At 59.6% G+C, this 25,363-nt stretch carries 23 protein-coding genes; 3 read left to right on the top strand and 20 right to left on the bottom strand.

Annotation, left to right across the window (positions count from 1 at the left end):
* Positions 1 to 306: 306 nt before the first annotated feature.
* The 11 genes from QEG70_RS14305 to QEG70_RS14255 form a co-directional block, all read right to left on the bottom strand.
* The gene (locus tag QEG70_RS14305) at positions 307 to 1,851 is read right to left on the bottom strand and encodes a Fic family protein (protein WP_308721275.1); all 1,545 of its coding nucleotides are present in this window, start codon (positions 1,849 to 1,851) and stop codon (positions 307 to 309) included.
* Positions 1,852 to 2,127: 276 nt separating this feature from the next.
* Complete coding sequence (locus tag QEG70_RS14300) at positions 2,128 to 3,444, bottom strand: DUF1173 family protein (protein WP_308721274.1); 1,317 nt, start codon at positions 3,442 to 3,444, stop codon at positions 2,128 to 2,130.
* The gene (locus QEG70_RS14295) at positions 3,441 to 5,783 is read right to left on the bottom strand and encodes a type IV secretory system conjugative DNA transfer family protein (protein ID WP_308721273.1); all 2,343 of its coding nucleotides are present in this window, start codon (positions 5,781 to 5,783) and stop codon (positions 3,441 to 3,443) included. The genes QEG70_RS14300 and QEG70_RS14295 overlap by 4 nt, the downstream gene beginning before the upstream one ends.
* Before the next feature lie 3 nt (positions 5,784 to 5,786).
* The gene (locus QEG70_RS14290; protein WP_308721272.1) at positions 5,787 to 6,398 is read right to left on the bottom strand and encodes a hypothetical protein; all 612 of its coding nucleotides are present in this window, start codon (positions 6,396 to 6,398) and stop codon (positions 5,787 to 5,789) included.
* Positions 6,373 to 7,554, bottom strand: a complete 1,182-nt coding sequence (locus QEG70_RS14285) for a secretion/conjugation apparatus DotM-related subunit (protein WP_308721271.1) — start codon at positions 7,552 to 7,554, stop codon at positions 6,373 to 6,375. Before QEG70_RS14285 ends, QEG70_RS14290 begins: the two co-directional genes overlap by 26 nt.
* Positions 7,551 to 8,060, bottom strand: coding sequence for a lytic transglycosylase domain-containing protein (locus QEG70_RS14280; RefSeq protein ID WP_308721270.1), 510 nt, complete (start codon positions 8,058 to 8,060; stop codon positions 7,551 to 7,553). Before QEG70_RS14280 ends, QEG70_RS14285 begins: the two co-directional genes overlap by 4 nt.
* Positions 8,057 to 8,479, bottom strand: a complete 423-nt coding sequence (locus tag QEG70_RS14275; RefSeq protein WP_010511856.1) for a hypothetical protein — start codon at positions 8,477 to 8,479, stop codon at positions 8,057 to 8,059. Before QEG70_RS14275 ends, QEG70_RS14280 begins: the two co-directional genes overlap by 4 nt.
* Positions 8,476 to 8,724, bottom strand: a complete 249-nt coding sequence (gene icmT, locus QEG70_RS14270) for an IcmT/TraK family protein (RefSeq protein WP_010511855.1) — start codon at positions 8,722 to 8,724, stop codon at positions 8,476 to 8,478. The genes QEG70_RS14275 and icmT overlap by 4 nt, the downstream gene beginning before the upstream one ends.
* A complete protein-coding gene (locus QEG70_RS14265; RefSeq protein ID WP_048851935.1) occupies positions 8,724 to 9,887 on the bottom strand; it encodes a type IV pilus twitching motility protein PilT in 1,164 nt (387 codons plus the stop codon). Before QEG70_RS14265 ends, icmT begins: the two co-directional genes overlap by 1 nt.
* A complete protein-coding gene (locus QEG70_RS14260) occupies positions 9,884 to 10,924 on the bottom strand; it encodes a type IV secretory system conjugative DNA transfer family protein (protein ID WP_308721269.1) in 1,041 nt (346 codons plus the stop codon). Before QEG70_RS14260 ends, QEG70_RS14265 begins: the two co-directional genes overlap by 4 nt.
* The gene (locus QEG70_RS14255) at positions 10,917 to 11,375 is read right to left on the bottom strand and encodes a DotD/TraH family lipoprotein (protein WP_048852667.1); all 459 of its coding nucleotides are present in this window, start codon (positions 11,373 to 11,375) and stop codon (positions 10,917 to 10,919) included. The genes QEG70_RS14260 and QEG70_RS14255 overlap by 8 nt, the downstream gene beginning before the upstream one ends.
* A gap of 326 nt (positions 11,376 to 11,701) precedes the next feature.
* Between QEG70_RS14255 and QEG70_RS14250 the strand changes: the two genes are divergently transcribed.
* Entirely contained in the window at positions 11,702 to 12,091 is a 390-nt protein-coding gene (locus QEG70_RS14250; RefSeq protein WP_007396668.1) for a hypothetical protein, read from the top strand.
* Between the two features lie 210 nt (positions 12,092 to 12,301).
* Here QEG70_RS14250 and QEG70_RS14245 read toward each other — a convergent pair whose 3' ends face one another.
* Positions 12,302 to 13,462 (bottom strand): pyridoxal phosphate-dependent aminotransferase, encoded by a 1,161-nt coding sequence (locus tag QEG70_RS14245; protein WP_048852326.1) that lies wholly within the window; start codon positions 13,460 to 13,462, stop codon positions 12,302 to 12,304.
* Between the two features lie 209 nt (positions 13,463 to 13,671).
* Here QEG70_RS14245 and QEG70_RS14240 point away from each other — a divergent pair, with 209 nt between their 5' ends.
* Together QEG70_RS14240 and QEG70_RS14235 are read left to right on the top strand one after the other, a co-directional pair.
* Complete coding sequence (locus tag QEG70_RS14240; protein WP_019087395.1) at positions 13,672 to 14,049, top strand: helix-turn-helix domain-containing protein; 378 nt, start codon at positions 13,672 to 13,674, stop codon at positions 14,047 to 14,049.
* Positions 14,049 to 15,281 carry a type II toxin-antitoxin system HipA family toxin gene (locus QEG70_RS14235; protein WP_019087396.1) on the top strand — a complete coding sequence of 411 codons (1,233 nt, stop codon included), beginning with the start codon at positions 14,049 to 14,051 and terminating at the stop codon, positions 15,279 to 15,281. The genes QEG70_RS14240 and QEG70_RS14235 overlap by 1 nt, the downstream gene beginning before the upstream one ends.
* A 168-nt stretch (positions 15,282 to 15,449) precedes the next feature.
* On the opposite strand, the gene QEG70_RS14230 is transcribed toward QEG70_RS14235, so the two are convergent.
* From QEG70_RS14230 to QEG70_RS14195, 8 genes are all read right to left on the bottom strand, one after another.
* Positions 15,450 to 18,533, bottom strand: coding sequence for an ATP-binding protein (locus tag QEG70_RS14230; protein ID WP_308721268.1), 3,084 nt, complete (start codon positions 18,531 to 18,533; stop codon positions 15,450 to 15,452).
* Positions 18,534 to 18,546: 13 nt separating this feature from the next.
* The gene (locus tag QEG70_RS14225; protein WP_308721267.1) at positions 18,547 to 18,948 is read right to left on the bottom strand and encodes a hypothetical protein; all 402 of its coding nucleotides are present in this window, start codon (positions 18,946 to 18,948) and stop codon (positions 18,547 to 18,549) included.
* Positions 18,949 to 19,222: 274 nt separating this feature from the next.
* Positions 19,223 to 19,693: a hypothetical protein gene (locus QEG70_RS14220; RefSeq protein WP_025811676.1), complete on the bottom strand. Its 471-nt coding sequence runs from the start codon at positions 19,691 to 19,693 to the stop codon at positions 19,223 to 19,225.
* Between the two features lie 922 nt (positions 19,694 to 20,615).
* Entirely contained in the window at positions 20,616 to 21,161 is a 546-nt protein-coding gene (locus tag QEG70_RS14215; RefSeq protein ID WP_048855554.1) for a hypothetical protein, read from the bottom strand.
* Between the two features lie 17 nt (positions 21,162 to 21,178).
* Positions 21,179 to 21,733, bottom strand: a complete 555-nt coding sequence (locus tag QEG70_RS14210) for a hypothetical protein (RefSeq protein ID WP_308721266.1) — start codon at positions 21,731 to 21,733, stop codon at positions 21,179 to 21,181.
* Between the two features lie 678 nt (positions 21,734 to 22,411).
* Entirely contained in the window at positions 22,412 to 23,650 is a 1,239-nt protein-coding gene (locus QEG70_RS14205; protein ID WP_308721265.1) for a DotG/IcmE/VirB10 family type IV secretion system protein, read from the bottom strand.
* Positions 23,650 to 24,630 (bottom strand): DotH/IcmK family type IV secretion protein, encoded by a 981-nt coding sequence (locus tag QEG70_RS14200; protein WP_102325803.1) that lies wholly within the window; start codon positions 24,628 to 24,630, stop codon positions 23,650 to 23,652. The genes QEG70_RS14205 and QEG70_RS14200 overlap by 1 nt, the downstream gene beginning before the upstream one ends.
* On the bottom strand, positions 24,627 to 25,262 hold the full coding sequence (locus tag QEG70_RS14195; protein WP_053323851.1) for a DotI/IcmL/TraM family protein: 636 nt from the start codon (positions 25,260 to 25,262) through the stop codon (positions 24,627 to 24,629). Before QEG70_RS14195 ends, QEG70_RS14200 begins: the two co-directional genes overlap by 4 nt.
* Positions 25,263 to 25,363 lie beyond the last annotated feature (101 nt).

Below are 25,363 nucleotides of genomic sequence, written 5' to 3'. Positions count from 1 at the left end.
CTACGCTGTAGGGTGTCGACAGTGGATGTTCCTGTTTGACCGGACCATGATCCAGTTCGGGGCGTGACGTCGATAAATCCCGACGAAAGATGCCTTTTATACAATCCAGGTTGCGGATCGCGATCCTAAGCCCTTGCGTTATGCACCTCGCGGAAGAATTCAGTTCTCAGTGAAAATCCATAAGCGATGACTACAAAGTTGTGCTCTCACGAGGGCAGCCTGCCTTTTCCGCTCGGATAATCCTTTTGCAGATCCCATGTCTGGTGACGGACAACTTTCTTCTTGTCACGGGCGGTCCACGTGTAGTCATTCAGAGAATGAACGCCTCAGCGCCTCAGAGATGGCGCTCCAAAGCCTGAATTTTTCGATCATGGGATATTCTTTCTGAATCTTGCCGCTGGGTATGAAACGAGTATTCCGTAATGACCTGATGATGCGGTCGGCATCCATATCCGGCATTTCAACAAGCTCCTTGAGTGCCTGCCGGGCATTATGGTGTGACCGGAGATATATGGCTTCCTCTTTCATGTGGTGCTTGATGGTCATCTCCAGTGCTGCGCTGAGATAGATAACGTGGGGGGCGAAATTGATATAGCGCCAGGCCGGTCTCGCCAGATCAGGGTTCGAGAAGTCGAGATTGGATTTTATCCCATCAGGATAGGTCTTCATGTCACGATCGAAAGAGACATGATCCGTGATCTGTCGCATCAGGGGTTTTGAAACCCTGTCCAGAATCTGGTCGTAGTTTCGCCTGCTCGTCGGGTCTCCAATGATCGTAGCTGAGATGGGAAGGATGATCTGGTCGGGGATGACGCCGTCCCGCCTGAGAACGTCGTTTATCAGGAACCGGTGGACACGGCCGTTCCCGTCAGAAAGAGGATGGATGTAGACGAACCCGAAGGCTGCCACGGCGCTACGCATGACAGGAGACTGTTCTTCAGTCCTGTCGAGGAAAATTTTTAATCCCTCAAGCATATCCGCTACGTCTTGTGCGGGAGGCGCGAGGTAGTGAACAACATTCTCGTACCTCATCGTGTATTCTCCAACGAATACCGGAGACAGTCGCAAGCCAAAATGCTCGGTTATTGTGACGTCACCGAGGATGTTGCGTTGCAATTCGGCAAGGTCAGTCTCTGTCAGGGGGACTGTCCCTTGCCCGGTTCTCGTGGCGAGTACGTGGCTGAAGCGCTGGATCCGGTCAAGTTGATGCTCCTCGCCTTCAATGGTGAAACTTGCCTTGCTTTCACGATTTGTCAGCCACACTGCGGCCCGGGCAAGCATGCTCTCGCCGAACTCCTGCACCAGTTCACCGTAACCGGCAGATACGTCCATCTCCGCAGCCGTCTTGAGTTGACTGGAAAGCGGGATAAAGGGGCAAAAAAAGCGGTTCCCGGGCATGTTGTCACGGACGCGCCATCTGCTGACGTTGCTCGTTTTGTCCGGAGAAGCTGTTACCTGAAAAGATGCGTCCAGTGCGAAGACGTAGTTGCCGCCGAGGTCGACTGGCGGCACGAGCGTTTGTCCGGTGACGAACTCAAAGAGAAATGACGCCCGTCTGGCATATTGTCCGGTCGGTGCACTGTTTATCCACTCCTGGACAAAACCTGGTCCGGTCTTCGCAAAGACGCGCGCCAGCAACTCCAGGCTGGTGGGTTCGTGTCGCAGATGAAACTGCAGATGCGCGGCCGCCGTGTCAGCCGGACGCATGTTTTCGGGATATGTCTCGATGCTGTATAAATTATGATGACTGCTCGACCGGCGACTTCCAAGCTGGCTTTTGACAGCCAGTCCACCGAATGGCTCTGCATCATATTTCAGTGCGAGCCACGTGCCGCCAATCGGGTCCGCCATTGGAGTTAGATTCCTGCCGAGTTGTCCAAAACCGTTTATTGATGCTTAAAATCGCATATAAACGGTGCCTTGTGTAAAAAAATATATATGGACAGCCGTGGCCCCGCGTATGCGTTCGTCACTTCGTCTTTGTGATCAATAATTCTCATTCACTGAAGCGCCGCATGATCAGCCTGTTTGCTCCTCGTGTCCGTTGATATGGTCCCGGCTGGGTTCGGTGGCGTCGACAAGGTCTGGAGCCCCATCAAGCCGGATGAAAGGCATTGTCTGACGTGATCAGCTCAGCATCGCTCCTTTTCTGGCGGGCGGGAAGGCTGGAATCCGGCTTCCCGTTGTCGCATCCCATGACCACCATCCGCCTGCGCCGAAAGTCATGGTGTAGTAGTTTTCCTTCCCGGCTCGTCTGGCAGTGTAGGCCTCGTCCGTGCGACCGAAAACTTCCATTGGATATCCGTCACTCCGCGCGGTGTCCTGCAGGATGAAGTCGGGAAAAACGAGATCCCGTTCTGCGTCGAAACGTAGTGGTTTTTCGAATGCGCGTCCCGCTGCCACGAGGGCATCGGCTACCGCCAGTTCATGGCTGCTTTCGAAAGGAAGCATGCTGCGAGAGACGGTCATCAGGGCACCGGTCCTGACTTCCGCCTGGATCCAGCCCTTCCATCGGCTATTGGGCGTTCCGATGTTTCGTGCCGTCACATAGAGCAACGCCACAACATGTGCCTGCCGCGCCGCTTCGGGCAGGGCGAGCGTGGCTGCCGCCAGTTGGTGCGACCGGACAAGACGGTTCCTCTCGGCAGCAGGCACTGTCAGAAAGCAGCGGTAACCGTTGCGCTGACCGCTCAGGGCCATCGTGAAATTGCCCCTGGGATCTGGTTCCAGAGCCTCCACGAACCCGATCAGGAACAGATGGTTTTCCTGTCCTTCTGTCCTGACAACGGCATGGAGACGCCGTCCGAACTTTTCATGCCCTGGGGCAACAGGGCATAGAAGATCGGAGATCAGTCGGCCCTGCGCCCGGATCCGGGTTCCGGCAGAGGCGATCCGGCCCAGGGCGACCGTCGGTGTGCGGTGTCCGGCGAATTGTGGCCGCCATTCGGTCAGCCCCGCCCGCTCCCACAGGAGATGGAGCAGCCCGAGAGGCGTCATCCGGCGCTGTCGCGCCTGTCCGGGCCGATCTGAAGCAGGCAGCGGCGTGTCATCGACTGGCCGGGGTGGTCCCTTGCGGCGCAGGCCGATCGACAGGGTCACAGCGACATCCCCATCCTCACCCTCGCGAATTACGCTATTTACATAGCTGGCGCGCCCACTTTTCTCCGGATCAGGCTTGTAGAACGAGCATGTCTTTTCATGCAGCGGCCCTTCATTTGGCCAGACGGCGAGGTGATAACTGTGACTGTCCGCCCGGTAACGGATCTGTAGAGGTAGTACGGCGCCGCGATGCTGGCATAGGCATCGCGCCTTGTCAGAACGCTCCGCGCTCCGGCTCTCATCATATTTTGCCTTCAGGCGGCGTTCCCATCGCTCCGGGTCGGTCCGGCGCCATTCGAGCTGGAACCTTTCCCCGCCGGGAAGGATGATGATCGTGCCGGTCATGCCGAGGTTTTTTCTCGCAATATCCTGATCTGGGCGAGGATTTCCTTCTCGGTCATCCCGGTGCTGGCAGCGCCCTCCTTCGATGCGCCTTTTGTCATCGCGTCCCTGACACCCAACATAAGCAGTGCCTGACGCCGGGCTACACCAGGCTGCCGGTCCACGCGGCGTTCAATAGCCTCCAGGCGTCCAAGCAGGTGACCGTCGATGGGAGGTATGGTGCGGGGCGGTGTCCGAAAACCGGGTTTCGGGATGGAGGCAGCGTCACGCAGCATATAGGAAAATGGTGTCAGCATGTCTGTTCCGGCTGCATGCTCATTCTCTTCATCGTCATTGGCGGTCGCAACCCGGCGTGGTGCGGCGGCGACTGCTGCACCAATCTGTGCAAAATTGCGCAGGATGTCTTGAGAACCTGAACCGAGGCGGTCGACTGCTTCCTCGAGTGCGCGAACATCCGGCTCGTCGTGTACGGTGGTCAGTTCAGACTGAAACAGACCGCCTTCGATCGTCGCGAGGAGGGCAAGCAGCTGCTGGTCCGGGGGCACCCGATTCAGGTCCAGCGGCGCTGCAAGCATGACCGGCTGGGCCATGCGGATCGCGCCTGACCGCCCATTGACGGCGGCAAAGAACGTCTTCGAATGGACGATGCGACCGGCATACATCGTTATGGCCTCGCCCTCGATGAGTGACTGAAGGTCTGCCCAGGGGATACGGGCGACTTCCCGGACTTCGGCACCCCGTCCTTCCCGGTAACTTCCCGCGGAGTTGCCTTCAAAATGCGTGGCCTGACTGACCTCGATCCGATCGGACTGCTTTTCGATCCACTCGCGTGTGCGCATGGCATCCTGCAGGCGCATGGCGTGGGTGAGGTTGGCGTTGCCGAGCAGGGTAAAGGCTTTGTCGCCGATGCGTGTCGTGAGACCCGGAAGATCCTGAAACCCCAGCCAGAACATGCAGTTCAGGCCGCGTCCCATGGCCAGCTGCCGGTCCATGCCGTCCGTGACGTAGGCGGAGAGTTCGTCGTAGAAAAAATGGAACGGCGCGTCGCCGCTGCCTGCCTTGAGCTTGAAGACCTGCTCGGCGGGGCCGTCAAGGCGGGCGCCAAGAAGCTGGGCCATGACGCCGCGACCGGCAGCAACCACGATCTTGCCCAGTCCGGCCAGCGTATCCGAGGAATTCTCCAGCGCGGGCAGCGTGACGACGAGAATGCGGCGGTTCAGCACCACATCGCGCATGTCGATATCAGGGATCTGGGCGCGGAAGATGTGCCCGAGACTGACACCAAGCTGCGTGAAGACCCGGGTGAAATACATCTTGGCGTAGCCATGCTGCTCGCTCGGTTTGTTTTCTTTCTGCTCATTCCACGCCAACGAGGAATCATACCCCGGCAGTTCGCCCAGATAGGCCTGGGCCGGATAGAGGATATCATCGGGAATTTCGGGAACGCTGATCTCGATGGGGTGATCGGAGCCGGGATTGCGGATCAGGAATACGCGATGCCGGGCCAGCGTGCCGATCCAGCGCAGTTCCATGGCGTAGCGCATGGTCTCGATGTTGATCGGCACGCCGTGGGTGTCGCGCATCCAGGTCAGCACGGGGGCGATCGTGCCGGCAAGGCCGACGGCACGGTCCCGAAAGACGCCGTTGGCGTCGTTGCTGGACGGCTCACCAAGCTGGCTGACCAGCATTTCACGGATGGCGTCGGCATTGCCGGTTGCAAACGGATTGAACGTATTGGACTGGCGGATGCCGCTTGCGGTCAGAAAGTTGAGATTGAGAACCTGGTCGTCCAGCCCGAAGCGGCGGGCGAGCGCCAGCACATCGCCGTGGACCGTGTTGTCACCCTTGCCGTCGATCAGGATGAACCCGGATCCGTGCGCGAGAGGATTGGCCAGCAGGGAGATGGCGGATGTCGTTTTGCCTGCACCCGTTGTGCCGGGCACGGCGGCGTGCTGGCGCCCCGCGTCGGATGAAAGCCAGAGTTGCTGGCCGGTCAGTCCGTCCGTTCCAAGATATATGATGCCTGCCGCCGCCCGCGGCCGACGGGTTTTGGGATCAAGATCGTGTTTGTCTTTCAGTCCGCAATACCTGGGCAGATGAAAAGGCAGCACGGGCTGGCGGGTCATGACCCAGAGCGTCAGGCAGAGGGCGAGGGGAAAGGTGATCCCGACGATCGCGGGAGCCAGCACGCTGAGCCCTGCCAGAATCATCAGGGCGAACCCGGAACTGCTGGATTGCAGCTCTTCGGCGATCCGGACCGTGAAGGGACGCGTGTCGCGATAGGTGGAGCCGTGTTTCAGTTGCTGGTGGACCTGCGGTCCGCCAATCTCGCGCTTCACCATGCTTCAGTCTTCCAGCCCGAAAGGAGATTTTCCCGTGTCGATCATGGGCGCCACGGGCGCGGTTGGTGCCGTGGGGGAAACCGGCGCCGTCGGCGCTGTCTGCGCGCTACCTGGGGGTTGCGGATAAGTGACGACGGGCCGCTGCGTCATGATGCGTCGTGCGGCATCGATTTCCGCGCTCGCCGGGTGACCGTCGGGATTGCCGACCACATTCCCGTCGACCGGCATGCGTGCGCCCGGGACATAGGTTGAGCTGACCCCTGGCGCGCCTTCGTCCGTCATGGGCGAGCCGGAGAGTGGGGGTAGAATTGCAGGCGGTCGTAGCATGCCAGCGGGCCCCGTGTCGGGAACAGCGCGGTCGGAAACCATGGCCTGACGTGTGCCGATGATCAGGATGGCGGCCAGCCCCCCGGCGATGAGCGCGGGCAATGCCTTTTTCAGGCGCCCGCGTCGTGCTGCTGCCGTTTCTGGTACAGTCGGTGCCGCATCGCTTGTCTTTGTCTGCCCGAAATCAGATCCGAGATGGAGATGGAGATGGAGGGGCTGTAAGCCTGTCCCGTCGAGTTCAACGGTGATGGGCGCCCGGCCATCAGCGTGGAGAATGATACGGGTCATGGGAAAATCCTTGTGCTTCGGGCATCGGGCGCAGGATGGCGAGCGCGTTCTCAACCGCAGGGATGTAGATCGGACGCTGGTAGCGTCGTTCTTCGCTCCAGTGCGCACGCGCGCCAGCGGCCTCGATGCGGGGATTGGGATGAAGGTCTTCGGCCGGGATTTCAGCAGGAAAGCCGAGTGAGTGCAGCGCGTACCACAATGATCGGTCGATAAGCTTCACGATGGCGAATGAGGAGGGTGCCAGTACGCCCGCCTGACGCCGGGCCTCGTGCAGCAGGGTCATGAGCGCGGTCACGCTCCATCCGCTGCGCTCGCAGACCGTATCGATACAGTTTGTGATTTCCTTGTCCTGCAGGGCAGAGCGGGCGCTTCGCACAACGGACTCTGGCACCGTAAGCGGCGCCAGCGGACCTTGCGGACCACCAAGGCCAGCGTCCGCCAGACTGGCAGAGAGTTCACCAAGGAGCGCGAGGGCGTCCCGGCGCCTCTGGAGGTAGTGCATCGCAAAGGCAACGAGAAGCACCTGTTCGACAGGGGATGCGGCGTGGATGCTGGACCAGTGGCGGCCCAGCTGGCGCGTGAACGCTTCGAGCGCGCCGGTTTCACTGTAGCGGTCTTGTGCATCGACAGCGAAGCGCGCGCCCCATTCGGCACGTGTCAGGGCCGGGTCCGCGGGCAGGGGGATGCCATCCGTGGGCGTTACAAGCCTGTCCAGTCGGCGTCGGACGAAGCCTCTCAGTGTCGGAAACATTTCTGCCTGGACCGCAATCAGACCTTCCAGATCGAGCGCTTTTGCAAAACGGCCGGGGGCAGCACGCCACATGCATAACCCGCCCAGGAGCGCAATCACGATGGCCACCGGCCATTTCAGGGCATTGCCCAGGATCGCAAGCCCATAATAAAGCTGGATCGCCCGCACTAGGTCCGGTCGATATTGTGCGGCCTGCAACTGGAACCGCAGGCGCATCAGGTCGGGATCGGACGTATGCAGCAGGTTGATCTGCCCCAGCATGGCCCGCAGATAGAAGGCCGAGATCTGCGTGTGCCACAGGCTCCAGGCCATGTAGCTGAACAGCAGGATCCCGATGATGATGATGATCGAGGAAAAGAGCAGATAGTCATCGCTGGATGACCATGGGACGCGGCTCGTGCTCATGAGCGATCGCCCCTGCGGTTTCTGGCCATCATCGTGAGGGCGATGTCGTAGAAACGCCGGAGATAGGCATTGCCATGGCGTGGGGTATGAGAGTGATAGAATGCCACGGCCTGCCAGAGGTCGCCGTGTGCTTCGTGCATCGCCTGACCAAGGATCCAGGCGCCTGCCTCGATATTGGCACACGAACTGTCGCGCAGCGCTGCATATGTTTGCGCGGGCGTGCTGTGCCATCGCCTCGCGATGCGATCGACCCATGTCGTGTTGACCTGCATCGGCCCGAGATCCGCCGTGCCGTTACCGTTCGGGCTGACCATTCCGGGGCGGCCGGCCTCGACATAGAGGAGGACGAGCAGCACGCCACGGGGCACACTGGAGATTTTTGCCGAAGCCTCCAGACAGGCTGCAATCTGGTGGCCGTTTTCTTCGATGCTCGTGGCGCGGGCGGTCGTGCTGGCGACAAAAAGGGGAAACGCCCCGAGTGCCGCCAGAGCGAGGCGGGGGATCATGTCGCCCCCTGCAAGGTCGGCGCGACATCGGCAATCCGGCCATGGGCTTCGCCCCAGAAGTCGATCAGATGATTGAGGACCAGCGCGTCGTCCATCTCCGCAAGCCTCATCGTGACATCGATCAGACATAACATCACGACCGTAAATGAACCGGCGCGCACCTTGCGGACGGCATAGCCGAGCGCGCTGTCGGGCGTCCTGCTGACATCAAGGGCAAAGCCCGTTCCCGTCAGTTCCAGCCACAGGGTTTCGGCACTGATCAGGAAAATGGGCAGATAGGCTTCAGGGTGTGCCGCGTCAGCTGGTGATACGACCACCCGTTTTCCGGTGCCACGGTCCAGCAGTTCAATCGGCTTGCCGATTTCGGCCAGAAGCCGTGTCTGCGCGGCACTGATCGCCGCCAGATCGATCGCGCTCATGAGAACCGCCTCCTTTGCCATGTCGGCAGGGCGGTGCGGACCGGCCCGATGAGGAAGCGTCGCATGGAGCGTATCGCGGCTGGCAGCGTCAGCCCGAAAAACGAGATCGTCCCGAAAAACACCACGCCGAAGACCCCGATCAGCAGGGTGGTGAGGCTCCAGTGTGTCACGGAGATGAGAATGGGAAAGCAGCTGCGGGCGTCGAGAATGAAAACCCGGACAGGATAGGCCGTTGCACGCCACATCACGCGTCTCTCCTTTCTTCCGCCAGAGCGGTGTCTTCGGTGATCAGATCGGCATCAAGCAGTTTGCGGATGGCTCTGCCGAAGGACTGGCCCTGCGCCTCGACCGCGTCGGCCACGACGTCCGGCCAGTCTGTTGGCTCGGTCCGGGTCAGCTTGCGGCGCAGATCACGATCGAAGGTGAGGAATTCGCGGATCGCAACACGCCCGCCGTCCTTTCGGGGCACAAGGCGCTGGTTGATGCAGAACCGGAGCGCCTGAGCGAGGGCCGAGACCAGGTTGTCACGTTCCAAGGGGGGACAGAGCGCGATCGCGCGCTGGATCATGAGGGAGACGCTGTCTGCATGCAGCGTCGTGCCCAGAATACCGCCCATCATGGCGATATTGATGGCTGCATTCATGGTCTCGCCGTCCCGACATTCCGTGATGATGCCATCGCTCATCTCGCGGCGTGTCAGGCTGCGGGTGAACGTGGGAAAAGTCAGGGTGGGGGGGCGGATCTCCGTCTGGCTGATCCGCGAGCCTGAAGGCGGACGCAGGTCGTCCAGCAGGAACTCGATGGGCTCCTCGCCGGTTGCCATGTCGCAATACACGGTCGGGTCCATGAGTTTTTCGATGGCGAGCCCGAATTGCAACGTGGTCTTTCCGGAACCGGTTGCCCCACCAAACAGGATCATGCCGCTTTTGAGCCTGTTCGTGTCCCGGATTTCCTGCTCGACCATCTGCTGGTCAAGGCTTGCGGGGCGGGCGGGGATCGGACGCATGACGATGTGGACGCCACTGCCCCGCTTGACTGAAATGGGTGAAAGATTGATCCGGAAACGCAGATTGACCTTGCGGTCCAGTGCCACGCTGTAGGCTGTATCGAGGATATGGCCGACACCAAGCATGGCCATCCCGTCAGAGGCATAGACATGGCCGACGATATCCGCCAGCGCAAGGGAGTCCGTCGCTTTACATGTGGCGTAGCGGATCACGCCGTGCACTTTGATCGTGACCGGATGGCCGGTCTTGATGTCGATGCGCGAGGCGCCGAGGCCATGCGCCCAGCGAAGGAGGGAGTCCAGCCCTGGCGCGTTACGCCGTCGCTCCTCGACCCAGGCAAACGCTTTCCTGCCTTCATCCGGCCAGCGTTCGTCGGTCGTGACGGGGATGGTGATATTCATCGGCAATGCTCCGGATAACCGTAATCGCTTCCGCGCCGGACGTGGCCTTGAAGCCCCGGCTGGCTCGCGATCCGGATCGTGCGGTCATTGAGGTGGAGGGTGTCTCCTCCTCCCACGGTATCTTGGTGCTCGAACACGACGCGCGGTTCTTCGACGCGCCCAGCGTTCAGCAGCACCCGGTAGCGGGCCATGCCGGTAATGTCGCGCTGCAGGCGCGACAGGTCGGAGAGGAAGATCTCGGTCGCCTGCTTTTCCCCGTCTGCCCAGCCTTCGGCCACCCACTGGTTCCAGTGTGACACTTCCGCCTTTGTGCGGGGCAGGGCCGCGGCTACCGGGTGATGCGGTTTGCCCCATGTCCGGACGAGATACGTGCGCCAGTCCGGGGGCGCGGATGTCAGTTGTGCCTCCCGGGTGATCTCGAAAACACATTCTGTCTCGTGCGCCACCTGGCCGGTGTCATTGAGCGCAAAGGCCATCTGTGCCTCGGTGACGATGGGGGGCTGCATGAGGGTCTGGCCGCTCCCGATCGGAAGCACGATCGACCGGAAATCATAAGTGGCGTCGAGTGTCTCCTCGTGGCGCCGCAGCATCTCGTTGATTGCGAATGCCCGGGCGGCCAGACCGCCTTGCGCGCCGTAAATATGCGCGGCTTCCCGAAGCTGGGTGCTTCGACCGGGTTTCAGGTCATCGCCTGGCTCGTCATTGGGGCGGGTGTTCTCAAGGGCCTCAAGAGAGGGGGGCGCTCCGCCGCCAACCACCTCGTCGAGCGTTGAGGCCCCTGTCACCGGTTTATTGATGGGATTGGCAAGGGCGGGGTCAGCCCCGTCCACCTGATCCGCACCCGGCTGGGGCGGCTGTGGCTCCGGGACCAATGTGCCGCTGCGGGCCGATGGCGGGGATGGAGACGATGTCGGTAGCCGGACGTGCTGCCCCTCCTCAATGACAACCTTCCCCGTGGAGACAGATGCCGCATGGGTCGGGCTGCCTGCGGCCGTCACGACGATGGCCGAAGATAGAAAGAGCGCCATCTTACGCATGCCAGGCCACCGTTATCGCGTGGTGAAGCGGGTCTACCGAGACCATGGCCTGATCTCCGGCCTGATCGCCCAATGTCCGAAGGATATCCACCACGGCGGCAACGCTGTTGGTCGCGACGCGCATTGCTCGGGGATGGCCGGTGACCGTCACGCTGTAGCCAATCTCCTGGCCGAGTTTTGCGACGGCCTTGCCCAGCGGGCCGTCCCACACGAACCAGATTCGGCGGGTCAGGTCATCGGGGAGCGGGGGTTGGTTGGTAGATGCAACGACCGGAGACGGGCGGATGCTGCCAAGTTCCCGAAGATCAGTCGTGGTCTCTGCTATTGACCGCTGCAAGGCCAGTTCAGGATTGGCCATGCCGGTCGTCGCAATGGGAGAAGGTGACGACAGGCTCTGCGCACAGGCGTTGAGCGCCATGGACAAAAGAAAAATGAGCAGAGAATGTTTCATGAGCTTCTCCGGATGATGGGAGAAGCTTCGAAGATCATCTTGCGACTGCTACAGCAAAAATTGGCTGCGTTGCTTTTTCTTTCATGTAGGCCCCGAGAGCAGATTCGTGTCCTCTTTTGGGGTATGCTGTCGCCGGATTGACGCGCAGAATTGCGTGGGACAGGAGCAACCCTTTTCTGTTTTCGGCTCTGAACGTGAGGGGATCACCGGCAGCCATCCATGTTGCTGACAGTCCTACCAAGCATCTGATGTGCGCTGAACAATCTGTATCGATGGGACACAATGAGGTATGTCGATGATATGTAGCCGAGAGGGTAGAGTGCAGGATGAAGATCATCAGAACGGCCATCGTGATGGCGATCATTGCAGGCACGAGTGCCTGTTCGTCCACGGGTGATGCTTCCATAAAAAAAACAACCATCGCGGAAGTTGATCAGAATATTCATGATGGTGTGACAACTTCATCCCAGGTGCGTCAGATTTACGGTGAACCGGGGCAGAAAACCTATGAAGATGGTTATGAGGTCTGGATTTATAGTTTTACGTCCGGCAGGGAGGATGGTCTTTCAATAGCGCAGGACGTAGTCGGGCTTGGCATGCTTGGAGAAAGATCAAATAACAAAAGCAAGATGCTGACTGTTGTGTTGAGTAACGGGATCGTGCTGAAGCATAGTTTTGCCACCTCGCATTTCAGTTCCAGCAGTGGCTTGAGGTAGTAATATCGCAGGCAGGTAATGGTTTGGTATGAATGTATTGATCTGGGTAAGGCATGCAGCCGGGGCTGACTATAATCAAGACGTGTGCCGCAGAAATTAAGTTGGAAGAAACCACCTGCATGGTCCGTAGTAATGGGTCGCGGTAAGTGCGTATCCGCATGTCTCCTGATCAGAAACACAGCTATACGCGCTCCAGACGTCTATCCCCCTTTAAGTCACTGCATTGACGGGTAAGCGGTCCTTTTGGTGACGAAACCATGGGACCATGCGGCGGATGGCTTCTTCAATCTGGTCCGTTGCTACCGCAAAGCTGAAACGGATGAAGTATTTCCCGTCTAGAGGGTCGAAATCAATGCCCGGTGCTGTCGTAACACCCGTATCCAGCAACAGGCGCTTGCAAAACGCCATGCTGTCATCCGTCAGGTGCCGGATATCGGCATAGATATAGAACGCTCCATCTGGTGGCGCGATATGGCGCAGCCCCATTTCGGGCAGGGCACGTAACAGCAGGTCACGATTGCGCCGGTAGGTTTCCATATGCCCTTCAAGCTCATCGCGGCAATCGAAGGCGGCAAGGGCCGCGTGCTGGCTGAGGGCGGCGGGCGGCAGGAACAGATTACCCATCCGCGCGCGGGCGGCTTCCACCTTGGCTGGCGGGACAACCAGCCACCCCAGCCGCCACGGCGCCATGCTGAAGTATTTGGAAAAACTGTTTACCACCAGCGCATCGGGATCATATTCCAGAATACTGTGCGCGCGTTCGCCAAAACTCAGGCCGTGATAGATTTCATCCGATATGATGCAGATCCCGTGCGCGCGACAGACGTCAACAATGCGCCGTATTTCATCAGGAGACAGGATGGTACCGGTGGGGTTGGCGGGACTGGCCAGGATCAACCCGTCGGGAGCAGGTTCAAGCGCGGCAATGCCGTCGGGGGTCAACTGGAAGCGTTCTTTTTCCCCACACGGAATTTCAACCGGTTTCATATGGAGCGAGCGCACGACATTGCGGTAGGCCACATAACCCGGTCGCGCCATGGCTACATGCGCGCCGGGCACAAAACTGGTCATGAGCGCCAGAACCAGCGCGGGTGAGGCGCCACAGGTCAGGATAATCTGTTCAGGCTGGAGCGAAACGCCATATGTTTCGTCATAGTGCAAGGCGATCCGTTCCTTCAGGGGCTGGCTTTCCCAATAGCCCATGGGGTCGGTCGCCAGTACGTGCTGGGCGCGTTCGATCGCCGCGCTTGGCGCGCCGGTAGAAGGCTGGCCAAATTCCATATGAATGATGCTGCGCCCCTGCGCGGCCAGTTCATGTGCCAGTGCGCTGATGGACAGCGCGTGGAAGGGATCGATTTGCGGCACAGGCATCATGACCTCAAGGTGGAAAATAGACTTATAGGGTGATGATCGCCCCGCGACCAGAAACTGCCCGTGGAATTCAGGCGGCCTGCCCAGCGTTTTCTACGCGACGTGCCAGTTCCTGCCAGGAACGTGTTGTGAAGGGCAGAGGCTGGAGTTTGCAGAATTCCATATATGACGGTATAAGGCAAATTATCCGTCAAATATGAGTGATAGTAATGGGCTCACCAAAATCCCGCGCGGCTCTTGAACGACTGGGGCGTGACCTTCGTGGCGCGCGCCTGCGGCGCGGCATAGCGATAGCCGACCTGGCCGCTCGTGCCGGCACGTCAGCAAGTTCCATCGCGCGCCTGGAAAAGGGAGACCCGGGTGTGGGGATCGGCACTCTGGCCGACGTGCTTGTCGTGCTTGGTCTTCTGGACCGGTTGGCCGACCTGATTGATATCCGCAAGGATGATCTGGGACTGGCGTTGGCTGCTGAACGTCAGCCTCGTCGAGGCCGGTCTTCTGCGACCACGTTACGCAGGCAGCAGGATAAGGATAAGGCCACGCATGGGGGAGCGGATGTTATTGATATGGACGGTGCTTCGTTCTGATGCCTGATTTCAGCGCCCATGTCGTTCTTGGCAACAGCCTGACTCCCGTGGGTCAACTGCGTTTTACGCAGGCAGGTCCACGGCAGTTTTCGACCTTCACTTATGATCCGGCCTGGGTCGAGAATTCTCGGGCCTTTGCCATCCAGCCAACCTTTCCCCTTGGCTCTGGGCCGTTTCATGCGGCTGGCCAGCCAGGGAACGTGCGCGATGCCCTTGCGGGTGTCTTTGCTGATGCTGCGCCCGACAGTTGGGGGCGCAGGCTTCTCGAGCGTGCCTACGGTAATGGGCTTTCCGAGTTTGAATATCTCACACTGTCGGATGACGTATGTCGGCAGGGTGCGCTTCGTTTCGCCGATGATAACGGAGAAATCATTCGTGGCGGCGCCGATGACATCATACCGCGTCTGGTCGATCTTGCCGCTATTACGGCTATCGCGCGGGCATATGAACAGGGCAAGGACATATCCGAAAGGGATATGCAGGCGCTCGCTGGTGCAGGTGGTTCGGGTGGGGCGCGACCGAAGGCCAATGTTCGGGACGGCGATGTGCTCTGGCTTGCAAAATTTACCTCGGTTCACGACCAGTGGCCAATAGAACGTATTGAAGTTGCCACGCTTCGTCTGGCAAGAGCATGCGGAATCCGGACGCCAGAGGTCAGGCTGGAACTGGCTGAAACGCCGTTTCCTGTGGCTCTGATCCAGCGGTTTGATCGGCGTGGGGCTGGCCGGATTCCTTATATTTCGGCGAGGACTGCTCTGGGGAAAACCGGAACGGAACTGGGTTCCTATACGGAGATTGTCGATTTTATCCGGACCTATGCCGCCGATCCCCAGGCAGAGTTCCGCGAACTCTTCCTGCGTCTGGTTTATACTATTCTCGTGTCAAATAAGGACGATCATCTGAAAAATCACGGATTTCTCTATGTGGGCGCTGGACACTGGCGGTTATCCCCCGTTTTCGATGTGAATCCAGCACCCGACCGTAACCCGCATCTGGAAACGGCGATACTGGAGGGCGGTCCGCATGATCGGTCCATCCGTCTGGCACTGGAGGCGTGTGAATTCTTCGAAATTACCCCTGCTGAGGCCCGGCAGATGATCCGTGTGACAGCGCGGCGAATTTCGGATGAGTGGAGGCCTGTTCTGCGAGAGGTTGGTGTTTCCGGGGCGATGGCGCGTCATTATGAAGCCGCCTTCATAAACGATCAGATCGGGATCGCGCTAACGATCTGATAGTCACATATGACTGATAATATCGTATAATATGCCAGATACGACACATAAATTTGTCGAATCTATCCCTGCCAGACGTCGCCGCGCTATTGATCGAACAGCATGGTCAACATCATTGTGTCCGCAATGATCGGGATGTGAGGCCATCAGGAAAATATCGGTCACCTTCTACCCAATGGTAAATTCGAGTTCCGATTGTTCATCAATGGCGCGCAGGGTTTCATACAATCCTGCGGCCACGCCTCTACCTTCCACGATCTCATCCGCCAGTTCATCCAGAACGCCGGCAAACGCTTCATCGGTCGCGAGACCGAAAACATTCATGCGCTCGCTTTTTCTGCGTTCGATCTCGCTGTTTGCTGTTCCCGAGGGAAATACAGTGGCGAGCATCCGCAGGGCGCGGGCAAAATGGATCCGTTTGTAAAGGCGCGAACGGAGCGCCGTGTCGCCAGGCGTCGTCGAGAATGACCAGAGTTCGATTGGCCCCAGGACGTTCACCAGAAGCTGTTCATATTTTGCTTCTCCGGCCGACATGTCCACGAAGAACGGCGCACCATTCTTTCCCGGACCCGGCAGCGCGTTGCGAATGACATAGGCGCTGGCATCGGACAGCTTGAAACGTCGGATAAGACTGTCTGCCGTCTCCTGATCACCGCATTTGAGGACCCATCGGGCGGTTGATATCTTGTAGAGATCCTCGCTGAAATCGGTATGGTTCTGTGAAATGAAGGCGAGTTGGACGTTGTGCTTACGCCCCTCGCGGCCGTCGCGGACAGCCTGCTTGTCTACCTGGGGTGCGGGTTCGGTACGGTGCCACTCATCGAAGTCGACACGCTTCGTCGTTTCATACATCTCAGTGAAGCGGGCGAGATGATAGTCCCGCATGGACGAGGGCATATGCGGGTCGTCGGCATAATCGGGATGGAGAAAGAAATTCCGGGCCAGGATATGGCGGCCAAGCATATACATGAGCGCTGTCTGGCGGTTGGCCGCGGGAGAGCCGGATGGTGCAACCTCGGCAAGATCGAGGACGATCACGCGCGCGTCCCCCATATCCAGCCTTGTCGGGGACGCCAGCATGGGAAAATTCTTGATCACGTTCATGATGTAGCGATCAAACGTGTCGATCAGGCTTTCACCGGTTTCCAGGGTGATCTTGGAATAGCGTTTTTCGATTTCCGGGCTGCGGGCCGCAATCAGCAGATCCTGCAGGACCGGTACGGCATGGCGCTGGGCAAAACCTGCAAGGCGGTATTCCCTGAGATTGACAAGGGCATCGACGACATCCCGCCACCATGTCGGATCGTCCTCTCCCGCATGGTGGGGCAGGCTGATACCCAGCGATGTTATTGCGGCATCGACGTCGGGCTCGATCCCTGGGGTGTAGATTTTGGGCGTGCCCCCCTGCACCCCGGTACAGAGGCGGTAGGCTTCATCAATCACGTCCTCTACCAGATGGTCCATGCCCTCCCACGGCCTGCCATCCAGCGGCGTGGCAAGAAGCGAGATGAAATTCTGCAGGAAAACGCGCTCGAGTGGCAGGGGATATTCCAGTCCGACCTGGGTATCGAAGACATTGACTTCGAAGCCCGGGATTGCCTGCATCTTGACGTAAACCGCCTCGTGCTGGCGTTCGGGGCCAAGCGCGTTGCGCAGCATCTCGATCAGTCCGCGCGAGGACGGCCCGATATCGAGCTTGCCGATATAGGGGAGCTTCGTGCCGTGGCTGCTGATCGCGGCGCTGCTGAGGATCAAGCCCAGAAGAATGGTATTGGCCAGAACGGATTTTCCGCCGCCAGGCGGGGCTACGATAATGTCTACGACGGATGGGCGTAGCCCGCCCCCGGTCGGATCGTAGGGCCAGATTGAACCATCGGGTTTGCGGAAGAGAATGGATCCTCTCTGCCACGGTGATGCACTGCGTGCCCACGGCATCATGGAGAACGCGTCACCGACAAGGGCGAGCGATGAGGTCGCAGTCGAACCGAGCGCCAGGGCAGGGACAGAACCCATGGCCGCCTCCAGCGGATCGCCAGAGATCCGCGTTGTCTTGCTGTTGCCCCACGCATCAATTGCCTGAGAGAGGTCCGACGCCTGCCGTCGCAGCTTCGCCTCTGCTCCAACCGGAGCCCAGGTTGTGGCGGTCATGCGCATCCGCACGGAATTATGGTTGTTTTTCTGGCGCTCCAGCTTGAGTGCGGCAAACGCCCGTCGAATGTCGCTATTTCCGGGGAACATCGCCAGAAACCCGGCTCCGGCTTCCTTGAAGCCGAAGGCGGCGCGGCCACCACCCTCCAGGATCATGGCGCTGCGCCATGGCAGTCTCTTGCGGCCGAGTACGCTGGACAGTTCGGAAAACGGGCGCGGATCCTCTGGGCCAATCGTCATGTCGACCGGGGCGTATGTATAATCCCCCACGGTCACGAGTTGCCCGCCTTTCGTTTCGGCGTCGGCATTGAAGATCTGGTCCCGGATCGCCGGCCAGAGCAGGCCCTGCGGATGTGGCTGCGGATCATCCAGATCGTCGGGAAGCCGTGGCATGACCCGGTCACCCAGCAGGGTCGGTTTCCAGGCGGAGCCCGCCGTTTCACGATAGGTCGCTTCGCGCGCGACCTGCAATGCCTGATGTGGACCAAGGAATTCGCAGGAAATGTCGAACCCCTGCAGGGCAGCCTGGACGCGTGAAATGAACGATTCATGGCGGGCCGCCATGATATCGGAGCGCAGGGCAAAACGTTGGGTATTGCCCACGCGGGGAAATTGGGAGGCAAGGGTCCGGCGCTCCTCTGCCACCTGTTTGCGGTCCTCACGTGTCAGCACGCTGGGCCGGGTCCACAGGACGTAACAGGTGGCTTCCCAGCGCATGACGTTTGGCCAGCGCCGGCGCCTCTCTTCGATGACGTCCGAAAGGTCCGCTCCGATCTGTCGGGCTATGGACCGGCAACCATTGAGGCTCAGGCGGTCAATCTCGATACCTGAGCGCTCGGGATCGGAAATATACCATCCCACGATGGCATGGCCACGTTCTTCAAGGAGACCCTGCAATTCTATACGCTGCTGCTCGGCGAGCGCTTCCACTTCCTGCCGCGTGCACATGCGACGCAGGCCATTGATGCGCAGTACGGAGACATATTCACCGCGTTTGGTGATGAGATGGTCCCCGTGCGTACTTTCCACATCGCAGAATGAGGCAAGGGGCTGGCGCAGCCCGAGGCTGATGCCGGCCAGCAGACTGGAAAGAATACCGCCCATTGATATGATCCTGTCATGTCATGACCGGTTGGGGATCGGCATCAAGCCATTCCCTGACGAGCGCCGGGTAGATGTCGGTGGGGCCGTTGTAGAGACGGCCCAGGGGGAAGAGCCGGATGCCGTCCATTAGGGCGGTCGCGCTTTCATTGATCTGCGGGTCAGCCCGGTTCGCCATCAGCAGGGCAGTCGCCAGCAGTCGGGGAGAGGTTGTCTCCAGCCGCCGCCGGGCTTCGGTCGTTCGCGCGTGCAAAGCGCGGAGCACAGCGAGAGCGCTTTTGCATTGCGCAGGCATCATCGCGGTGTCCGACCCTGACGCAATCGTGTCCATTGCACGATGCCAGACGACATCCTGTCCGTTTGGCCCATTGCCGAGCGTCTGGATGAGGGCTTGATGCGCGCAGCGGGTCAGGGTCATGATGCGGGCCTGCGGCAGTTTCGGCCACCATATTAGGACGGCTTCGCGTTCAATGGCCGGACGGGTCGGATCCTGCAGAATGTTGCATAAGGCGCAGACAGGCCCGGGTCCGTCACCATGCCATGGAAACCTGCGACCAGGCGTTATCAGGCCGCAGCAGGCACATGTGAAAAGGCCCGGCTCACCCATCTCCCTGGCGCCTGGCGCTGACGGATCCCATGGGCGCGGCAGCAGACGGAAAGACTGGGTGAGACGGGCCATTGCGATCGGGTTCCTAGCCGCCGCTCGTGAACTGATAGGCTTGAGCCTGCGTACCAACGGTTGCCGAGCCACCGGACGCGGTGTTGGCAGCCTTGTTGATCCACTGCGGACCCGTTGCGAAAAGACCGCACAGCACGATGCCGGCGATTGCCATACCGACCTTTCCGGGCGAACGGTTCTGTTCGTTGCGGCTCTGCCAGGCCGCCCATACGCCGCCGATGAAGCAGATGAAGGCAGCGACATACATGCATGCTGCAGCGACAAAGCCGCCCGCTGTCAGCCCCTCCTGGGCGGTGGCCTGCATCTGGGCCCCGATACCGTTTGCGCTGCCGGTTGCGGATTGGGCCAGCGCATGGCTGGCAATGAGGATCGGGACGGCCAATGTGCCAAGTGCCGTGACGGCACGCTGGCTGTATCCGACCCGTTTGGTCACGAGACGCGTCAATCGCCCCGTGTCGGGGATGCTTGTGCGAGAGAGGTTCATGGTCAAGGGCTCCGTTAAAGAGGGAGGCATGTCCCTCGGAGGAGTCTTCGGCCAGTAACATGCGACTGCGAATGTTTTTTCCGAAAAAATCTATCTTGTCGAACGGTACACTATGACTTTGGTATAAAAATCCGGGACATATATCTTGATCCAGAACCGCTCGGAGCTTCAGTAAAAACGAAATATTTTTTGTTTAACTTCTGTAAAATGTGAACGGTAAACGAAAGTGAGCGGGCAGAGTTTAGGTATTACCTTGAATACACCCTTATTTCTGCATGGACCTCAAATTTTATGGGTCTGTTATCCTAATCATAAACAGGTATCATACGATCAACCATTGATTGGAACGGATGATAAACTCTCAATTATCCTTGATAGGCATTTTAGAAATACCATAACCAAGAACGCCAATGATGATTGGCATGCCAATAAAGGCGAAGAACTGCATAAAGGTCATTCTCGAAGCCCTCCTAAAACGGCTTGTGCCCGCTGATGGAGAAAATACGCCATTCCCAGCCAGAAAGCGACTCCCAAGATAACGATATGAGTAGGAACGCGGTTGGCTGTCAGATTAAAAAATGACGCAGCCAAAGAAGATAGAACACCTAGCGAAAGGCAAGATCCCGCAGCGGTATTCAGCAGGTTTGCCCGCAGCTTGGTCCGTTCGTTATGAACAAGATTACCCATCCCAGCCATCGCGTTCGGCGGCTTCAAGTTCCCTTGCGATCAGGCGGCGGATTGCTCCAGCACGGTTAATGCCTTGGCGCACGGCCACATGTGGCCATCTCTCCAGATGGCGCGCGCCCCGCTTTTTCGGGTTATTATTTCCCAATTTTATCATGTTTATCGGTTATCAAAAAAATGCGCAGGAAGAAAGTGTCGAACCGTGGCCAATCTTAGCGCTACGGGTTGGGTCATGATTTTAGCCGGACGTTGTCCAGTGGCTCAGGATCCAGGTTGCTTCCTTGACGGGATTGAGGAGGATCACGCCGAAAACGAACTGGATGAGGCAACTGAGTTTTGAGCGGTTTGTTTTTCCGGTCGCCGACGCGTTCCACGCAACGACCGCCATGAACGCCGCCCAGGCGCCGAACATTTCGAAGAACAGGGCGAAATCACTGACGATTGACAGGATGGCATCCTCTGGGCCAGTCCCGGAAATGACGCTTCCCGTCGTCGCTTCCGTGTAGCCGGTGACAGAAGCTCCCAGCGCAACCTGCGTATCGAGACCGGCAGAGGTGGTGGACTTGGTGAGTATCCTGTCAAAGGTGGCAAAAACGCCGGACAGGACAATCCCGATCCAGGGCACCCAGGGACGGCCGACGAACGGGTTCTGGGGCTGGCGTTGCTGCCATAATCCCCATGCCCCGGTCAGGAAGGCAATCCACGCTGCAATATAGCAGGCCATTGGCAGCAGCCAGGCCATGGCGAGAGCGAGATCGTTGACGAGGTTGACCAGACCTTGCACGTCGATGTGTCCTTGCCTTACTGGATGATGCCGCGTTCAGCCTGGATCACCCACATCGTGCCGCGTTGAGAGATGGCGCGCACACGACCATATCCGCGGAGATCCGTGCCGATTTCGATTTCGGACTGCGGCGGTTGCCCGGCCGGCGCAGCGTCGTCCTGCACCATGGCAAGCTGGGGAGATGCGGCAAGTATCCGGTAGTGGGGCGTCCATGTCGGGGGCGGAGCAGGAGGCGTCGGGCGCATTTTCGCTGTCCGGGACGCTGGAGATTGCGGCGGCGTTGGTGCTGGTTGCGGCTCGGCCGCCGCGGCTTCCAGAGCTGCCCGTGCCTTGTCGGCTGCGGCGCGTGTGGCGGCCGGTCCATCTGACGGGGGTGCTTCGGCGTCGGCCACGGCTCGTTTCGCTTCGAGGAGCGACATCCGGCGGTTGAGATCCGAAGCCTTTGCCGTATCTGCGATACGCAGCCGGTCAAGATCCTGCCGGAGCGCTGCGATGTCGCTGCGGGTCCGCTGCACCAGTGCTGCTTCTTCCGTTACAAGCTGCAGCACCTGCAACTGGTCGTCCGATGTCATGGGAGCCGCTTGCAGCCGGGTTGCTTTCTGGACCGCATCGTCGGTTGGAACGGCCGTTTCGATGCCGATATCGTGTCTCTGCGTAGGCGTGTTCTCAGCCGACGGAGTTGCCGGTATTGGGTCGGCGGGATGGGGCGGCTTTTTCATCGCAAGGAGTGCCTTGAGATCCTCATCTGTAGCCGAGACCTGAGGTGCCGGGGGTGATGGCAATGATGTAGGTGAGTGCCCTGGCGCTGGAGACGCTTTGGGGCCTGCTGGTAGCGGGGCGGAAATCATTCCGACTTCCTGGCCCACGGGAGACGCCTGCCTCTTTGTTATGCCCATCACGAGGAAGAGGGAGAGCAGACTGCCGACGGCAGTACCCGCGATGATGACCTGCCTGCGGCGCGGAAGCGCCCTGAAAAGGGCTATGGCATGTGGAACGGGTCTGTTCCTGTCAGGTGCTGCTGTCACAGGTTGCGGGTGAGGAGAGAGAGGCTCGGCAATTGTGTCCGGTTCAGGCGAAGGGTCAGGCTCGGGCGTCGTGCCCAGCTTGCGAAACGGAACAGGTTCAATGCCGCGATCCGCGCTGAACGGATCCCGGGACGTCGTTGCGGTTGCGGCTGAGGTCATGGTGAATGCTGCCTTCTGGTAGAGAGTGCAGAATTCGCCGATATCATGCGACCGGTGCCCGAAAACTTACTTCTTCATGACGACGTCCGACATGAAGATCACGCCAACACTGACCTGAGCGGCAAGATTTACGCGCGGCTGGGTCGGCATCTGCTGCATGAGCGCGCTGTTGACCTGCGAGGCCGCTGCACCGGCCGCCACGCCCAGTTGTTGCGGGAAATTCAGTGACTGGACGTAGTTGACGTTGCCGAGGGCTCCGATCGAACCGGTCGTGTTCGACGTCATCTCGATCGCCTGCCCGAGCCCTTGGACAAAGGCGGCTGCGGCGGGAAGAACAAAGCGCTCAACGTATAGCTGGTCAACGCTTGAGGCCACCGCAGCTTCCATGGTGTCCGGCGCAACCACCATACCTTCGACCTGGATCGGGGTCGGATCATTCTTATGGAAGACCTGATCAACGCGGACAACCAGCCTGTTCAGATGTCCCCCGGCCCTTCTGACGGATGCTTTCATCCTGTCGCCAGCGAGTGGACCTGAATCAGCTTCCAGGATGATTTCTCCCCCGAGATCGCTGTTGGTTGCTGAAACCGTATGGGCGTAAATCCCCCGCCCGGCAGGAACAAGGACGCGGGAGAGGGCCGTCTGGGAATTTGCTGTCGCGGCCGAAGTTATTGAAGGGGAGACCACCGGTTTTTTTGTCTGTTCCCTTCCGATTTCCGTCTTTTCATACAGGACATTTGTGACAGGAAAGCGTCCATCAAGACGGCCCGCGAGATCCATGATCGCATGTCTGTATGCGGTGATGGCGTCTTTCTGGAGCTGTGGGTCACGTGGCATGGCTGCACGGAAGGCTGCATCCGTCTGCACTGGTACGACGGGAACGCTTGGCACGACCTCAGGCGCGTGCAGGGCTGGCGCTGCGGCGGCCTTGGCCAGCGCCGGGTTGACGTCCGCCCCGACCTCCTGGGCGACTGGGGGCGGGGGAAGCTTGTCGTCGGGATGGGTGGGCGTGCCCGGTGCAATATCGGGTGAATACGACTGTCCCGCAGTCTGTGCCCGACCTGCCTCGTCGCGGATCTGATCTTCGCGGAGTTCCTGCTGGCGCGGATTGGAATTCAGGCCGCCGGGCAGGGGGTTGGCGGCGGGCGGCCTGCCGGGGTCCGAGCGTGGAAGCTCCTTACGGTGGATGGTGGAGATGAGCAGCGTGACACCAAGAACGGTGCCTATACTCCCAAGGATTGCGAGCAGACGCCGGTTTCCGCCCCGCGACGCATCACTGAGCAGCTGGTTGAACCTGGGTTTCATCACTGTGCGTCCCTGATATGGGCCGAGACCGTCCGTCCCGCATCGGAGAGAAGGACAACGGGGGACTCATGGAAGGCATAGAGCGTGTATCCCCCTTCACCCTGCTCCATGCTGTCCGAGGAGGGCGTCATGAGATGAAGGCGCGTGCGAAGATAGACCTCGTTTCCAATCCGCCAGGCGCGTACGTCATCGGGTGAAATACCCTCGACGGCCAGCGGAACGGCTGACGCTGGTGGAATGCCGCTTAGCATGGCGTTCATGTAGGGCTCGCCTGTCGCGGGCACTCCGGGGCGGCTGTCGACCGGCTCCCGGGCATTGGGCCCTCCCTCGGACATGCGAACGGTCAGGTTGTCATCGTAGGATCCACGTCCCGCGATCAGCAGGAAGGAGACCGGCTTTGGCGCGTTCTGAAGCGTTACGAGCAGTCCACCTCTGGGCTGGAGCGACATCGGTTCGATATTGATGGTATTGGAGCCCTTGAACGGGACGCAGGTATAGAAACCCGTTGTCTCAACCGCAGGATTCCCGGCCGACGCGCCGCTTTTGCCGGAAGCACAGTTCGTGCTGCCGTCCGGGTTGGCGGAATTGCCAGACGTATTCCATGCGATCGGCCAGGGCTGTCCCGTGCTGTCCACGAAGGACAATGCGGTCGGATAGCCTTTTGTCGTAAAGATCAGGCTTGTCTGCTGACCAGGCGCAAAGGAGACACGGATCGCCGGGCGCGCATTAGGGGTCGCGAATTCCGTACCGACCTGCTCCGTGGCACGACGCACGTCCTTCAGGCGTTCCCCCAGCCGAAGGATTTCTTCGGGGGTGAAAGGAATGGCCTCATGCTCGGCCTCACCTTCGGCTGCCTGATCCTGATCGTCTGCAGGTGTCGTTGCCGCAGGCCCGGGCTGTGATGGCTGCTGTGCGAGTGCCGCAAGTGGCAGGATGGACAGGGTCAGCGGAAAGAGAGAAAGAATTCGCACGGTTGTCACTCCCTCCCCGACGAGACGACAAGCTGTTCGATGGCCAGTCCATCCGGGTGATCCAGGTCCTCCACGCGATCAATCGTCACGGTTGCCATCAGCATTTGCGTATTCTGCTGGTTCACGTTTTCGCAGGTCTGGATGAAAGGAAACTGTATTACGTAGCGCGCGTGTCCCTGCACGACTGTCTCGGCGCGTACGGTCGCGGCCCGTGTCGGCTGCGCATAACAGAGCAGTTTTGCATCCCTGAGTTTCGCCAGATTCCCCTGCGTAATGAAAGACTTTGCAAAGGTGTTCCATCCGTTGAGCGTGTAGTGAGCGCCCGCGGTGTTCATCTGGGTTGGAAAATCACGATAGTTGATGTTGTAGGGTGCGATCGCCCATTTGACGGCCCAGCCGAGAAGCTGATCCTGGCCAAGTACCGGACTGGTGAGGGCCACGGCCGGTCGGGGAGCATTCTGGCCGTCAACGTAGAAATAGAGGGGTGTGGGCGGGTGTGCACGGATATAGGCGTCGTGCGCCGCGAACACGATGACCACGCCCGCCAGTGCGATGTTGAGCAGCAGTGATCTGTCTACAACAATCCCCTGAAAGTCGGGGTCGGTAAGCCGCCTGGTTACTGCGGAATTAAACAGCCGCATGGCGCGCCTCCCTTACGGGGGCATGAAAAAAGGTGGTCATCACTCTACTCTCATTTCCCGACGGTGATGAGAGCAGGCTGGAAGTCTATCTTGCGACCGGC

The organism is Komagataeibacter xylinus, assembly GCF_031081985.1.
Classification (GTDB): Bacteria; Pseudomonadota; Alphaproteobacteria; order Acetobacterales; family Acetobacteraceae; genus Komagataeibacter; species Komagataeibacter xylinus_E.
This window is presented reverse-complemented; position numbering and strand designations above follow the sequence as displayed.